The organism is Pantoea phosphatilytica, assembly GCF_051025615.1.
Classification (GTDB): Bacteria; Pseudomonadota; Gammaproteobacteria; order Enterobacterales; family Enterobacteriaceae; genus Pantoea.
Map to the genome: position 1 here is coordinate 1,258,136 of NZ_JBPFDF010000001.1, position 15,015 is coordinate 1,273,150.

The 15,015-nt window shown below is 56.3% G+C and carries 12 protein-coding genes and 1 pseudogene; 6 read left to right on the forward strand and 7 right to left on the reverse strand.

All coding sequences use genetic code 11. The features are described from left to right. Positions 1-2: 2 nt before the first annotated feature. The 3 genes from ACR6AS_RS06195 to topA all read right to left on the reverse strand — a co-directional run bounded on the left by ACR6AS_RS06195 (position 3) and on the right by topA (position 4,440). Positions 3-161 (reverse strand): YmiA family putative membrane protein, encoded by a 159-nt coding sequence (locus tag ACR6AS_RS06195; protein WP_111140074.1) that lies wholly within the window; start codon positions 159-161, stop codon positions 3-5. A 496-nt stretch (positions 162-657) separates the two neighbouring features. Beyond that, positions 658-1,632, reverse strand: a complete 975-nt coding sequence (cysB, locus tag ACR6AS_RS06200; protein WP_111140073.1) for an HTH-type transcriptional regulator CysB — start codon at positions 1,630-1,632, stop codon at positions 658-660. 183 nt (positions 1,633-1,815) lie between these two features. Further along, the gene (gene topA / locus ACR6AS_RS06205) at positions 1,816-4,440 is read right to left on the reverse strand and encodes a type I DNA topoisomerase (protein ID WP_293771029.1); all 2,625 of its coding nucleotides are present in this window, start codon (positions 4,438-4,440) and stop codon (positions 1,816-1,818) included. Positions 4,441-4,823: 383 nt separating this feature from the next. Here topA and ACR6AS_RS06210 point away from each other — a divergent pair, with 383 nt between their 5' ends. Next, positions 4,824-5,072 (forward strand): YciN family protein, encoded by a 249-nt coding sequence (locus tag ACR6AS_RS06210; protein ID WP_111140071.1) that lies wholly within the window; start codon positions 4,824-4,826, stop codon positions 5,070-5,072. A gap of 27 nt (positions 5,073-5,099) precedes the next feature. Here ACR6AS_RS06210 and sohB read toward each other — a convergent pair whose 3' ends face one another. Continuing rightward, entirely contained in the window at positions 5,100-6,146 is a 1,047-nt protein-coding gene (gene sohB / locus ACR6AS_RS06215) for a protease SohB (RefSeq protein WP_111140070.1), read from the reverse strand. Positions 6,147-6,321: 175 nt separating this feature from the next. Here sohB and ACR6AS_RS06220 point away from each other — a divergent pair, with 175 nt between their 5' ends. Both ACR6AS_RS06220 and cobO read left to right on the forward strand, forming a co-directional pair. Then, complete coding sequence (locus ACR6AS_RS06220; RefSeq protein ID WP_111140069.1) at positions 6,322-7,083, forward strand: YciK family oxidoreductase; 762 nt, start codon at positions 6,322-6,324, stop codon at positions 7,081-7,083. Beyond that, on the forward strand, positions 7,083-7,673 hold the full coding sequence (gene cobO / locus ACR6AS_RS06225) for a cob(I)yrinic acid a,c-diamide adenosyltransferase (protein WP_111140068.1): 591 nt from the start codon (positions 7,083-7,085) through the stop codon (positions 7,671-7,673). Before ACR6AS_RS06220 ends, cobO begins: the two co-directional genes overlap by 1 nt. Positions 7,674-7,728: 55 nt before the next feature. On the opposite strand, the gene rluB is transcribed toward cobO, so the two are convergent. Continuing rightward, a complete protein-coding gene (rluB, locus tag ACR6AS_RS06230; RefSeq protein ID WP_293771031.1) occupies positions 7,729-8,619 on the reverse strand; it encodes a 23S rRNA pseudouridine(2605) synthase RluB in 891 nt (296 codons plus the stop codon). A 779-nt stretch (positions 8,620-9,398) separates the two neighbouring features. On the opposite strand from rluB, the gene ACR6AS_RS06235 reads away from it, so the two are divergent. Beyond that, positions 9,399-10,046 (forward strand): serine protease, encoded by a 648-nt coding sequence (locus ACR6AS_RS06235; RefSeq protein WP_293771032.1) that lies wholly within the window; start codon positions 9,399-9,401, stop codon positions 10,044-10,046. A 12-nt stretch (positions 10,047-10,058) separates the two neighbouring features. Here ACR6AS_RS06235 and ACR6AS_RS06240 read toward each other — a convergent pair whose 3' ends face one another. Together ACR6AS_RS06240 and rnm are read right to left on the reverse strand one after the other, a co-directional pair. Further along, on the reverse strand, positions 10,059-10,679 hold the full coding sequence (locus tag ACR6AS_RS06240; RefSeq protein WP_111140065.1) for an L-threonylcarbamoyladenylate synthase: 621 nt from the start codon (positions 10,677-10,679) through the stop codon (positions 10,059-10,061). Positions 10,680-10,691: 12 nt separating this feature from the next. Beyond that, positions 10,692-11,576 (reverse strand): RNase RNM, encoded by an 885-nt coding sequence (gene rnm / locus ACR6AS_RS06245; RefSeq protein WP_434161503.1) that lies wholly within the window; start codon positions 11,574-11,576, stop codon positions 10,692-10,694. A 278-nt stretch (positions 11,577-11,854) separates the two neighbouring features. Here rnm and ACR6AS_RS06250 point away from each other — a divergent pair, with 278 nt between their 5' ends. After that, on the forward strand, positions 11,855-13,420 hold the full coding sequence (locus tag ACR6AS_RS06250) for an anthranilate synthase component 1 (protein WP_418797957.1): 1,566 nt from the start codon (positions 11,855-11,857) through the stop codon (positions 13,418-13,420). Then, positions 13,420-15,013, forward strand: a pseudogene (gene trpD / locus ACR6AS_RS06255) (bifunctional anthranilate synthase glutamate amidotransferase component TrpG/anthranilate phosphoribosyltransferase TrpD). Before ACR6AS_RS06250 ends, trpD begins: the two are co-directional and overlap by 1 nt. The last annotated feature ends 2 nt before the right edge of the window (positions 15,014-15,015 follow it).

The following is a 15,015-nucleotide window of genomic DNA, read 5'->3' on the forward strand; positions in this document are numbered from 1 at the left end:
CTTTAGCCCCAGATACGCCAGATCATTAACGCTACGACTACCCAGAACAGCGCAGAAGCAGCGAATACGGTTAACCAGGCATTGCGACGGGTGTTGCCGGTACGCTCAACCTTGGTGCTTTTTACCGGGAAACCCGGTTCTACTGTCAGTCGTGTATTCATAGTTTTTGATAATCACTCTCAACAAAATGATTGATAACAACGATTAAGATTTAGGAGGAATCCTAAACGCGTTAAGGCCAAAAATCCAGTTATTTTTATTGAGTAAAACGATTAACGGTATTAATCAATAGACGCCAGTAACGTAAGAAACCATTAACTCCGGAACGAACTTTTAATTAAATCAGGCACTCAAAAATTTGAGTTAAATTAAAAACAGATCCATTTATAACTACAGCTGAAACTCAGGAACCGCGTGTTTGCTGGCTAAACGAATCGGCTGTTAACTGGAGTATGGGAATAATCCTGGCGTGTCGCAAAGTGACATAGTTAAAAGTGTGTTGTAATTCGCATTTAAGAAAGCTGAACCGGGAAACCTGTGATCAATGTTTCATTTACAAAAAAATCATAAAAACTTTTGATTCTCATCTGGCGCTAAAGCCTGGAAACAAAAAAGGCTGCACCAGGCAGCCTTATGTTTCAACGCAGGGAATAAACCCTATTTAAACGGCAGCCGGATATCCTTAAACATCGCCTCAATGTCCTCGTTTGAGCGCAGCGCGACCGCCGTGTCTACCACGTCGCGGGTCAGATGCGGCGCAAAACGCTGGATAAAATCATACATATAGCTGCGCAGGAAGGTACTGCGGCGGAAGCCAATTTTGGTGGTGCTGTTGGTAAAGATATCGGCGGCCTCGATGCGAATCAGGTCAGGGTCGGCGACCGGATCAACCGCCATACTGGCGATCACCCCTACCCCCAGACCCAGACGGACGTAGGTTTTGATGACGTCCGCATCGGTGGCGGTGAAGACGATGCGCGGCGTTAAGCCGGCACGATTGAAGGCCGTATCCAGCTCCGAGCGCCCGGTAAAGCCGAAGGTATAGGTTACCAGCGGATACTCAGCCAGCTCCTCGATGGAGACCTGCCCTTTTCCGGCCAGCGGGTGGTCGGCGGTCACCACAATCGCCCGGTTCCAGTGGTAGCACGGCAGCATGATTAAATCGTCATAGAGATGCAGAGCTTCGGTGGCAATCGCAAAGTCCGCGTTGCCCTTGGAGACGGCTTCCGCGATCTGGGTTGGCGACCCCTGATGCATATGCAGCGAGACGCGCGGATAGCGTTCAATAAAGCCTTTAATGACGCCCGGCAGCGCATAACGAGCCTGTGTGTGTGTGGTGGCCACATAGAGCGAGCCCTTATCCGGCCAGGTGTGCTCACCGGCCACCGACTTAATGGCGTCCACCTTGGAGAGCACTTCACGCGCAATGCGGATGATCTCTTCCCCTGCCGGTGTGACCTGCGTGAGATGTTTACCGCTGCGGGCAAAAATTTGCACGCCCAGCTCATCTTCCAGCATACGCACCTGTTTACTGATGCCGGGTTGAGAGGTGTAAAGACCTTCCGCCGTCGAAGAGACGTTGAGGTTATGGTTTACCACTTCGACGATATAGCGCAACTGCTGTAATTTCATGTCTGTTTTATCCCGGTAAGTTACAGAGTCGCATCCCCGGTTGACGGATAGTCGCGAGGCTGAAGAGAGGCTATGCATCAGGAAAGGCGGAAATGCTATAACAACTATATCAGTTTAAGTGAGAGAGTAGAACGGATTGATATAAGGCTCAGAAAAAGGCCAGCGAACGCTGGCCTGAATGGATTACTTTTTCGCTTCCTGCCATTTGCCATCGATATAGAAGGCTGACCAGCCGGTTGCCTTGCCCTCTTTCTCAGAGGAGACATACTGCTGCTTCGTCTTGCGGCTGAACCGCACCAGCGTCTTGTTGCCTTCCGGGTCGGTGGCGGGCGCCTCGGCCAGATATTTCAGCTTCTCCGGCAGACGATCGCTGAAGCGCTGAAGCTCTTCGACCAGCGGAGCGCGCGTTTCACGCGATTTCGGGAAGGTGTTCGCCGCCAGGAAGACACCGGCCGCGCCGTCACGCAGCACGAAGTAAGCATCTGATTTTTCACATGCCAGCTCAGGCAGCGGAACCGGATCCTCTTTCGGTGGCGCAACTTCACCACTCCGCAGGATCTTACGGGTGTTTTTGCACTCCTCATTGGTACACGCCATATACTTACCAAAGCGGCCCATCTTCAGGTGCATCTCCGATCCGCACTTCTCGCACTCCACCACCGGGCCGTCATAGCCTTTGATGCGGAATTCGCCCTTCTCGATTTCGTAACCATCGCACTCCGGGTTGTTCCCACAGACGTGCAGCTTACGTTCGCTGTCAATTAGGTAGCTGTCCATCGCCGTACCGCACTTCTGGCAGCGACGACGGGCGCGCAGCGCGTTGGTTTCCGCATCATCCCCTTCCAGAATATTCAGGACTTCATTTTCCGGGATCAGGTTGATGGTCTGTTTGCAGCGCTCTTTCGGCGGCAGCGCATAGCCCGAGCAGCCCAGGAAGACGCCGGTGCTGGCGGTGCGGATACCCATCTGACGACTACAGGTCGGGCAGTCAATCGAGGTCAGTACCATCTGGTTCGGCTGCATACCGCCCTCTTCGGGATCTTTCTCGGCCAGCTCAAGCTGCTGAGTAAAGTCGCTGAAGAAGTGATCGAGCACCGCTTTCCATTCCGCCTGATTGTTGGCGACCTGGTCCAGGCTGCTCTCCATGTGAGCGGTGAAATCGTAGTTCATCAGTTCGCGGAAGTTCTCTTCCAGGCGATCGGTGACGATTTCGCCCATTTTTTCCGCATAGAAGCGGCGGTTTTCCACTCTGACGTAGCCGCGATCCTGAATGGTCGAGGTGATGGCCGCATAGGTAGAAGGACGACCGATGCCACGCTTCTCCAGCTCACGCACCAGCGAGGCTTCGCTGAAGCGCGCCGGTGGCTTGGTGAAGTGCTGACCCGGCACCAGCGTCGTGAGATCCAGCACATCACCCACGCTGACCGCAGGCAGTGTGCGATCTTCATCGTTCTTGCGCAGTGCGGGCATCACTTTAGTCCAGCCGTCAAACCGCAGGATCCGGCCTTTAGCTTTCAGGCGGAAATCGCCAGCCGCGGCGGTAATGGTGCTGGAGTCATACTTCGCTGGCGTCATCTGACAGGCAACAAACTGGCGCCAGATCAGCTGATAGAGTTTCTGCGCATCCGCTTCCATATCCTTCAGCTTTTCCGCCACCACTTCCACGTCAGAAGGACGAATCGCTTCGTGCGCCTCCTGAGAGTTCTCTTTGCTGGCGTAGGTGATGGCGTTGTCAGGCAGATATTTCTTGCCGAAATGGTTTTCGATGTAGCCGCGCGCCATGGCAACCGCATCCTGACTCAGGTTGGTTGAGTCGGTACGCATATAGGTAATGTGACCCGCTTCGTAGAGCCGCTGGGCCATCATCATGGTTTTTTTCACGCCAAAGCCCAGACGGGTGCTCGCCGCCTGCTGCAGGGTCGAGGTGATATAGGGCGCGCCCGGCTTGCTGCTGGTCGGCTTATCTTCACGATCCACGATTTCAAAACGCGCTTTTTCCAGCAGCGCCACGGCGGCGTAGGTTTCGTCACGGTTGACCGGACGGAAGGCTTTGTCGCCGTGATGGGTGACATCCATCGACAGCTCATCGCCCTTCGGCGTGGTCAGCGCGGCATTGATTTCCCAGTACTCTTCAGGAACGAAGGCTTTAATCTCGCGTTCACGCTCCACCACCAGGCGAACCGCAACGGATTGCACACGTCCGGCCGAGAGGCCGCGGGCGATCTTCTTCCACAACAGCGGCGAGACCATGTAGCCCACCACGCGATCCATAAAACGACGCGCCTGCTGAGCATTGACCCGATCGATATTTAGTTCGCCCGGCTTTTCAAACGCCTGGCGGATTGCATTCTTTGTGATTTCGTTAAACACGACGCGGCTGAAGCGTGAGTCATCGCCGCCAATGACTTCCCGCAGATGCCAGGCGATGGCTTCCCCTTCGCGGTCAAGGTCGGTTGCGAGATAAATGTGGTCAGCACTGGCGGCTAACGCTTTCAGCTCGGCCACGACTTTCTCTTTGCCGGGCAGGATCTGATAATCCGCTTCCCAGCCGTGGTAAGGGTCTACGCCCATACGGCTGACGAGCGCGGCTTTCTCATCTTTTTTAACTTTTTTGACTTTCTTGTCGGTCGAAGCGTCTTTGGCTTTCTTCTCTGTCGAGGCGTCAGCACTCTTCTTTGCGGTTGACCCACTGGTCGGCAGATCCCGGATATGACCCACGCTGGATTTAACCACGTAGTCACTGCCCAGGTATTTATTGATTGTTTTAGCCTTTGCCGGGGACTCAACAATAACGAGTGCTTTACCCATATTTACCTTTACCTAATGAAAACATCCTGCTTAGCGGGAGAGAATTGGATGCCCAAAAACCCATTGGGTTCAATATTGCTGCGCCTGTTTAACATTTCAAGGCGGAGGGGTCAATCTCAGAACAGATGATGTGACTTTATGCAACTACATGATAAAGAGTGCTTTTTCCATCTGAACTTATCGCACATCCCGGTGCAAAATCCCTGAAATCGGAATCGCCCACACTCTACCTGATAAAATCTGTTACGCAACTTAATTAGCACTCCACCCGGACTTACGCCAGATTTCCGCACAGAATCCGGCATCTGGCTCCAGGTTGTCACGCCCTGTGGCTCGCCAGTAATATAGAAAGGATTTGGGTACTGTCAAAAAGGAGTGAATAAATGCAGAAAACGACTCAGGCTATTTCCCGCCAGGCATTGCTGGAAAAAGCCAACGCGCTGATCAGGGAACACGATGATTATGTCGCGGGAATGCAGGCGGATGAAGTCACCCAGCAGGGCGATGTGCTGGTCTTTCGCGGTCCGTTTTTTCTCGACGCCGATGGGCTGCCAACCCCCAAAACCACGGCGGTGTTTAACGTCTTCAAACACCTGGCCGTTGCGCTGTCGCCGCTCTACCACCTGGAATAAAAAACCCGGCTCGCGCCGGGTTTCGCATCACAGCAGCGGCTTCTCACCGCGCTGCCAGAGTTTCAGCAGCAGCCGCTCCGCCACTGAACCGGCGCTCTGCGTAAAACGGTCCATCATTTTACGCCGACGGGCGTAGTGCACGCCGAGGACGCTGAACCGCTCCATGTGACGGATGATCAGGTCGTCACTGGTGCCGATTTCGTCAACCAGACCAAGATCCAGCGCCTGACGGCCATACCAGTGTTCACCGGTTGCCACCCGATCGATATCCAGTGACGGCCGCATCTGGTGAACAAACTGTTTAAACAGCAGATGAGTCTCATCCAGATCTTCCTGGAATTTTTCCCGTCCTTCCGGCGTATTTTCCCCGAACAGCGTCAGCGTACGCTTGTACTGCCCGGCGGTGTGCAGCTCAACGTCAATGTCGTTGCGCTTCAGCAGACGGTTGAAGTTCGGGATCTGCGCGACGACGCCGATGGAGCCGATAATTGAGAACGGCGCGGCCACAATACGGTCGGCCACGCAGGCCATCATGTAACCGCCACTGGCCGCCACTTTATCCACCGCGGCGGTGATGCGCACGCCCTCATCACGCAGACGCTGCAGCTGCGAAGCTGCGAGGCCATAGCCATGCACCACCCCGCCCGGACTCTCCAGACGCAGCAACACCTCATCGCCCGGCTGCTTCACCGCCAGCACGGCAGAGATCTCTTCACGCAGTGAGCTCACCTCACCGGCGTCCATGCTGCCTTTGAAATCGAGCACATAAAGCGTGGGCTTCACACTGTCGGTCTGCCCCTGTTTCGCCGCCTGCTTTTCCGCTTTAGCTTTCTGCTTTTCGCTCTTTTTATGGTTTTTCAGCCAGACCTTTTGCGCCTGCGGTTTCATTTTTGCCAGCTGCAGATCATCTTTCATCTGCTGATAGTCATCACCCAGATGCGTCAGACGAAGCTGGCCGCTTTGTGCCCGCTTGCGGAGCGCAGCATTCATAATAATCATGACAATCGCAGCGACGGCAACCACCAGCGTCACCGCTTTCGCTAAAAACAGTCCATACGTCGAAATAAAATCCATCAGGTCGCCTTAGTAAACAGAAAATCGAAAACAGTCTGCCAGTTTAGCCGCTTTGCCCCGCCTCGTCGCCTGAAATGCCAGCAGCCGGCACAGAATGCGCACCCTGGCGATTGCGCCGATTCGTTATTTCAGGCATAAAGCGGAATCATGCTGTTTTCGCCGGAGGAACCCCGCTGTGCATTATCAACCGAAAAGCGACCTGCTCAATAACCGTATTATTCTGGTCACTGGCGCTTCAGATGGCATCGGCCGGGAAGCGGCGCTGACCTATGCGCGCTACGGCGCTGACGTAATCCTGATGGGTCGCAATCCTGAGAAACTTCAGCAGGTCGAACAGGCCATTAATCAGCTGAATAAACGTCCTGCTCACCGCCTGGTGTTCGATCTGGCCGAGGCGACCCCGGAACGCTGCCGCCAGGTCGCCGATCGGCTGCAGCAGCAGTTTCCGCGTCTGGATGGCGTGCTGCACAACGCCGGGATCCTCGGAGAAATCGTGCCGCTGGCCGAGCTGGAGCCGCAGATCTGGCAGGACGTGATGAACATCAACCTGGACGCCACCTTCTTCCTGACCCAGGCGCTGCTGCCGCTGCTGCTGAAGTCAGACGCAGGCTCTCTGGTCTTTACCACCTCCAGTGTCGGCCGCACCGGGCGCGCTGGCTGGGGCGCCTATGCCGTCTCAAAATTTGCGACTGAAGGGATGATGCAGGTGCTGGCTGACGAATATAAGAACCAGTCGCTGCGGGTCAACTGTATCAATCCGGGCGGCACCCGGACCAAAATGCGCGCCAGCGCGTTTCCGCAGGAAGATGCCAGTAAGCTGAAAACCCCCGCCGACCTGATGCCGCTCTACCTCTATCTGATGGGCGATGACAGTCGCCGCAAGACCGGCATCAGCTTCGATGCGCAGCCAGGCAGAAAACCGGGAGCCGCAGAATAATGGCGGACGATCGTCATCAGCAGCGTCAGCAGCGGCTCAAGGAGCAGGTGGATGCGCGGATTGCCGCGGCGACCGAGGTACGCGGCATCCTGATGGTCTTTACCGGCAACGGCAAAGGCAAGACCACCGCCGCCTTTGGCACCGCACTGCGCGCCACCGGGCACGGCAAACGCACTGCGGCTATCCAGTTTATTAAAGGTGAGTGGCCGAACGGCGAGCGCAATCTGCTGGCGCAGCACGGCGTTGAATTTCAGGTGATGGCCACCGGTTTTACCTGGGATACCCAGAACCGGGAAACGGATACGGCCGCCTGCCTGGCCGTCTGGCAGCATGCAAAACAGATGCTGGCCGATGAACAGCTTGACCTGGTGATACTCGACGAGATCACCTATATGGTCAGCATGGATTATCTGCCGCTGGAGGAAGTGATCGCGGCCCTGCAACAGCGTCCGGCGCATCAGAGCGTCATTATTACCGGCCGTGGCTGTCATCGCAGTCTGCTGGAGATGGCGGATACGGTGACCGAGATGCGGCCGGTTAAGCACGCATTCGACGCCGGTATTCAGGCCCAGCAGGGCATCGACTGGTAGCAGAAAAAGAAAACGCAGCCCCGGGGCTGCGTTTTTTGTGTCGTCAGCGACGTCGTTATCCGGCGTTGCGTTTGCTGCCCGGATTACGGCGTGGCGTACGCGGCGTGCTGCTCACTTTGCTGTGGCGTTTCACGGCGCGGCGGATCTGATTCGCTTTGGTGCGACGACGATCTTTCTCCACCACCAGCTTTGTGACGGTTTCATCATCCATCCCGACCAGGTTACGCAGGTAGTTGACCGCTGGCAGATCCAGTTCGGTCCAGCCGCCCCGCGGCAGCCCTTTCGGTAAGGTAATATCGCCATAGCGGACACGCATCAGACGGCTGACCTGCACACCGACGGCTTCCCACAAACGACGGACTTCACGGTTACGTCCTTCGGTCAGGGTCACGTTGTACCACTGGTTGATCCCCTCTCCGCCACCAAAACGCAGGGTCTTGAAGGCAGCCGGGCCATCTTCCAGTTGCACACCCTTGCTCAGCTGACGGATTTTATCGTCATCAACCTGGCCAAAGACACGCACCGCATATTCACGTTCCACTTCACGGCTTGGATGCATCAGGCGGTTAGCCAGTTCACCATCGGTGGTAAAGAGCATCAGACCACAGGTGTTCACATCCAGACGGCCAACGGCAATCCAGCGTGAGCCGCGCAGACGCGGCAGGCGGTCAAAGACAGTCGGGCGACCTTCAGGATCGCTGCGGGTGCAGAGCTCGCCTTCCGGTTTGTAGTACGCCAGCACGCGGCAGACTTCGGTTGCTGATTCAGCAATCGACACCAGATGACCATCAATACGGATTTTCAGGGATTTGCTGCTCTCGACACGATCGCCCAGGGTGGCGATTTTGCCGTCGACGCTGACGCGGCCAGCAGCAATCATGGATTCGATTTCACGCCGCGAGCCATGACCGGCCCGGGCTAAGACTTTCTGTAACTTTTCGCTCATGGCGCTTCCTCTTTGTCGCCTTCCCAGGCGTCACGGTAGGGTGATAATTCTATATGAATCAACAGCTTAAACTATCAATTTGGGCCCATTATACAGATATTTAACCCCGAAGTAACGCCCTTTGTGAGCGAGCCTGTAACAAATAAAGAAGCCTCGATCGCTGAAAGTTTTATTCCGGATAATTCAACATCTCATTAATTTAACAGCAGAGGTTTGATTAGAGAATATGTTTAATAAAACGGCTTTCGCAGAAACTTTAGAGCTGATGGCAATTAAATTTTCTGTTCTGCCCTGCTCAACGGGCCTGTTGTTCTGATGATCAAAATATTAACACTATCTTACACTTCACCCGATTCCATCCCGCTTCCAATTCTCTGCAAAAAAGATTAAAGGTAGCATATAACACTGGATGATTGCGTTTAGTCAACCTGACCCATGGGCGTAAATGAAAAGGTCAGATTATTCTTAATGGAGATTTAATTAAAACCTTATTTTCAGAGATATTTCCTTTTTATCAGCATTAATAAATTGTATGACACTATTAAGCTGATACACTTTATCTCAGCAGCACCATAAAAAAGCAGAGCCTGCCGTTATAAGGGGTTCGCGAAAAGAAAGTTTTACCTTAGTGATTCGTTAATAAATATCGTGCTTTGATTAATCCAATAAACCGGCGCATACGGAATTATTGCGTTAATACGGTTCAGTGATGAACCTTGTTTGCATGTCAAAAGTCTTCACCAGGGATTTCCTGACATGCCAGAAGAAAGAAACCCATCATGAGAAACCTGACGCTGTTTCCGGTGCTTGCTGCACTGGTGCTGAGCGGGTGTTCTGTGGGCCACACCGAGTACAGTCGTACGGCGATGCAGCACGTAGATATGAGCGTGACTGGCATTCCGACGATCCTCGGGCTTGGCACACTGGGCACCAGCATTCCTTTGACGCCTGAATATAGCCTGACGGCGGCGCACGTCGCTAAAACGGCCGTGCAGCGCGTAAAGTCCTATCACCCCTATTGCGATCTTGCGATTATTTATCACAAGAACGATGCCGGAACGCTGGCTAAATTCCGCAGCGGTGATATTGGCGATCCCGTTAAAATGTATGGCTACAGTTTTATTTCCGCCATGCCGGTGGAGTCGAAGGGCGTTAATTTAGCCCGCACCGCTATCCGGAATAACTGGAATAAAAGCCCCTGCCTGGCGATGGCGTCAAATGCCGGTGTGGTTCAGGGCATGTCGGGCGGCGGCGTGTATAACAGTGATGACACGTTAAGCGGCGTTATTGTGGGATATTCCGATGCCATTAAAAATGGCCGTAATGGAAAAGTGATCCTGAAAGATGTTTCACTTTATATTCCCTACGGCCAGTTTAAAAACTGGTTGCAGTCAAACCTGCAACAGGCACCCGAACGCGGTGCCTGACACCCGGTTTAATTACTGAAACGGGCGGGTATCACCGACGCCTTCACGTACAATTTCCGGCGCATCGGTGGTCAGATCGATCACCGTCGTCGGCTGTTGCCCCAGCGTGCCGCCGTCAATAATCAGATCGACCAGCTTACCGATGCTGTGCTGAATTTCTTCCGGATCGGATTCGGTGAAATCGTTGCCCGGCAGGATCAGGGAGGTCGACATCATCGGCTCATTCAGCGCGTCCAGCAGCGCCAGCGCCACCGGATTGGACGGCACGCGCAGACCGATAGTTTTACGTTTTTCATTCATCAGGCGGCGCGGCACCTCTTTGGTCGCCTTGAGGATGAAGGTGTAGTTGCCTGGCGTATTATTTTTCAGCAGTCGAAACGCGGAGTTACCCACCTGCGAATAGACGGAGAGCTCCGAGAGATCACGACACATCAGGGTGAAATTGTGGTGCCCGTCGAGCTGACGGATACGACAGATCCGCTCCATCGCGCCTTTCTCCTCCAGCCGACAGCCCAGCGCGTAACCGGAATCCGTTGGATAAACGATGACGCTGCCTTTGTTCAGGTAGTCGACCGCCTGCTTAATCAGACGCGGTTGCGGGTTGTCCGGATGAATATGAAACAGTTGACTCATAGAAACCTCGTGTCACCTTTCCGGGATGGCCGGGCATGGCGCGAGTGCCGGGAAACGTTCCCAGACCGGCTCCACCCCTGCTGGCAGCCAGAGTTTGCGACCCAGCTCAATCCACGGGCAGGGTTGATGAAAATCAGAACCTTGTGATGCGGCCAGATCGTTATCTCTGGCGTAGTGCGCCAGCTGTGTCCGCTCATTCGGCGGCTGCTGGCACTGTGCGACCTCAATGGCATCGCCACCCGCCTCGCGGAAGTGGGCGATCAGACGTTTCAGCCACTTCGCCGATAAACCGTAGCGGCCCGGATGGGCCAGCACGGCACAGCCGCCAGAATGATGAATCGCATCAATAGCTTGTTTAATTGTACACCATTGTGGCGGGACGTAGCCGGTTTTGCCGCGCGCCAGATAATTTTTGAATACCTGGGCCATGTTGTCCGCTTTGCCCTGCTCAATCAGGAAGCGGGCGAAATGTCCGCGGGTAAGGATGCCGCCATCGGCCAGGCGCGTAGCGCCCGCCAGCGCATCGGGAATCCGCGCCCTTGCCAGCCGCTCGCCAATCTCGGCCGCCCGCGTCTGGCGGCAGGCCAGCTGCCCGGCCAGAAAGGTCACCATCGCCGGATGATCGATATCGATGTTCAGCCCCACGATGTGAATCTCATGGTTCTCCCACAGCGTTGAGAGCTCGGCTCCGGCCAGCACGCTGATCGGCAGATTCAGCTCACTCGCCGTCTGCTGCGCCTCTGCCACCCCGGCGGTGCTGTCGTGATCGGTGATCGCCAGTACGCCGACGCGCATCTCAACGGCCCGCTGCACCAGCGCGGCGGGCGACAGCAGACCATCCGAGGCGCGCGTGTGGCTGTGTAAATCGTAAACCGGGAAACGGGCGATATCGCTCAAGAGAACTCCTGCTGAAACTAAACCGGCCAGCATGATAACGATTTTCGCGGTCAGTGAAAAAGTGTATTGACATTTTCGACCTGAACCCGTTAACTAGTACACAAGTTCACACGCAAGGGGTATTCAGTCATGGCGGAAGTAATGATGCATTCAGAGGGTTGGCGCGCTGTTCCCGATTAAGGGCGACAGGATCGTGCACACTTTGCGTAAACGCCGTGTGAAAACCTGAGCCCGCCAAGACGCGGGCTTTTTTTTGAGCGAAATTCAGAGAAATCATCATGCCAAATGCGAAACCTACAGTGAAGTTGATTACCGGCACCGCGCCTTACCGCGAAGATCCGGCCGCAGTGTTTCACCAGCTTTGCGGCGCACGTCCGGCAACCCTGCTGCTTGAGTCTGCTGACATCGACAGCAAGCGCAATTTAAAAAGCCTGCTGATCGTCGACAGCGCGCTGCGCATCAGCGCAATGGGCCCTACTGTCACCGTACAGGCGCTATCGGAAAATGGCCGCGCCCTGCTGCCGCTGCTGGATGAGGCGCTGCCCGCCGCCGTGGGCAATCAGGTGCGCCCCGATGGACGCGAGCTGACCTTCCCGCCGAGCCACGACCATCAGCAGGATGAAGATTCCCGGCTGAAGGCGCTGTCGGTCTTTGATGCGCTGCGTCTGATCCCGCAACTGGTCAACTCCTCAGCCGACGAGCGCGAAGCCGTGCTGCTGGGTGGCCTGTTCGCCTATGACCTGGTGGCCGGTTTTGAGACGCTGCCCGTGCTGGATAATCAGCAGCGCTGCCCCGACTACTGCTTCTATCTGGCAGAAACCTTACTGGTGATCGACCATCAGACCCGCAGCGCGCGTCTGCAGGCCAGCCTGTTCTGCCCTTCCACCAGCGAGTTCCAGCGCCTGCAGCGCCGCATTGAGCAGCTGCATGGCCAGATCCTGCAGCCCGCTCCGGCGCTGCCGGTGCAGCCGGTGGCGCAGATGACGCTGACCACCAGCCAGAGCGACGAAGCCTATTGTGAGGTGGTGCGTGAGATGCAGCAGGCGATTCGCATCGGCGAGATTTTCCAGGTGGTGCCGTCCCGCCGCTTCTCACTGCCCTGCCCGTCGCCGCTGGCCGCCTATGACACGCTGAAAAACAGCAACCCCAGCCCCTACATGTTCTTTATGCAGGATCAGGATTTCTCACTGTTCGGCGCCTCGCCAGAGAGTTCGCTGAAGTATGACGCCACCTCGCGTCAGATCGAAATTTATCCGATTGCCGGTACGCGCCCGCGTGGCCGCCACGCTGACGGCTCGCTGGACCGCGATCTCGACAGCCGGATCGAGCTGGAGATGCGCACCGACCATAAAGAGCTGGCTGAACATCTGATGCTGGTGGATCTGGCACGAAACGACCTGGCCCGTATCTGTGTGCCGGGCAGCCGTTACGTCGCGGACCTCACCAAAGTGGACCGCTATTCGTTTGTGATGCACCTGGTGTCCCGCGTGGTGGGTACGCTGCGCGCCGACCTGGATGTGCTGCACGCCTACCGCGCCTGCATGAACATGGGCACCCTCAGCGGTGCGCCAAAAGTGCGCGCCATGCAGCTGATTGCCGGTGCCGAAGGCACACGCCGTGGCAGCTACGGCGGCGCGGTGGGCTACTTCACGGCGCAGGGCGATCTGGATACCTGTATCGTCATCCGTTCGGCCTATGTCGAAGATGGCGTCGCCACCGTGCAGGCCGGTGCGGGTGTGGTGCTGGATTCTCATCCGCAGGCTGAAGCGGATGAAAGCCGCAACAAGGCCCGCGCCGTTCTGCGCGCAATCGCGACTGCCCATCACTGCAAGGAGATCTTCTGATGGCCGATATTCTGCTGCTCGATAACATCGACTCATTTACCTACAACCTGGTTGATCAGCTGCGGACCTTTGGTCACAACGTGGTGATCTACCGCAATAACCTGCCTGCGGAGCTGTTGATCGAACAACTGCAGCGAATGGAAAACCCGGTGCTGATGCTCTCTCCGGGTCCCGGCGCGCCAAAGGATGCGGGCTGTATGCCCGCGCTGCTGCAGGCGCTGCGCGGTCGTCTGCCGATTATCGGTATCTGTCTGGGACATCAGGCGATTGTGGAAGCCTACGGCGGCCATGTCGGTCAGGCGGGCGAGATCCTGCACGGTAAAGCCTCCTCGATCGATCACGACGGCGAGGCGATGTTTGCCGGTCTGAGCAATCCACTGCCGGTGGCGCGTTATCACTCACTGGTGGGCAGTAACACACCGCAAGCGCTGACGGTCAATGCCAGTTACAACGGGATGGTGATGGCGGTGCGCCATGAAACCGACCGGGTTTGCGGCTTTCAGTTCCACCCGGAATCGATTCTGACTTCTCAGGGCGCGCGGCTGCTTGAGCAGACGCTGGCCTGGGCGCTGGCGAAGTAAAGGGAGAATAACGATGCAACAGACACTGGAAAAACTTTACCAGGCGCAGACGCTGAGTCAGGCGGAGAGTCACGCCCTCTTCAGCGCCATTATTACCGGACAGCTGGAGCCGGTACAGCTCGCCGCGGCGCTGGTCGCCATGAAAGTGCGCGGTGAGTCGCCGGAAGAGATCGCCGGGGCCGCCACGGCACTGCTGGAAGATGCCAAACCCTTCCCGCGCCCGGGCTATGCCTTCGCGGACATCGTCGGCACCGGCGGCGACGGCAGCAACAGCATTAATATCTCCACCGCCAGCGCGTTTGTGGCCGCCACCTGCGGACTGAAAGTGGCAAAGCATGGCAACCGCAGCGTCTCCAGCAAGTCCGGCTCTTCCGATCTGCTGGCGGCCTTTGGCATCGATCTTGATATGCCTGCAGAGCGGGCGCGCCAGGCGCTGGACGATCTGAACGTCTGCTTCCTGTTTGCGCCGCAATACCACACCGGTTTCCGCCACGCGATGCCGGTTCGCCAGCAACTTAAAACGCGCACGCTGTTTAACGTGCTCGGCCCGCTGATCAATCCTGCACGTCCGCCGCTGGCCGTGATTGGTGTCTACAGCCCGGATCTGGTGATGCCGATTGCCCAGACCCTGAAAGTACTGGGCTATCAGCGCGCGGCGGTGGTGCATGGCGGCGGCATGGATGAGGTGGCGCTGCACGACGTGACACATGTGGCCGAACTGCGCGACGGCGAGATCACCCGCTATCAGCTCTCGCCGGAGGACTTTGGTTTTGGCTTCCATCCCAAAGAGGCACTGGCGGGCGGCACGCCGGAAGAAAATCGTGACATTCTCACGGCTTTACTCCAGGGTAATGGCCAGCAGGCCCATGAAGAAGCGGTCGCCATCAACGTGGCGATGTTGCTTAAAGTATTCGGTCAGGAAGATCTGCGTGAAAACGCCCGGCAGGCGCTAAACGCCATCCGCAGCGGACAGGCGTATGAGCGCGTCGTCGCACTGGCAGCAAGAGGATAATC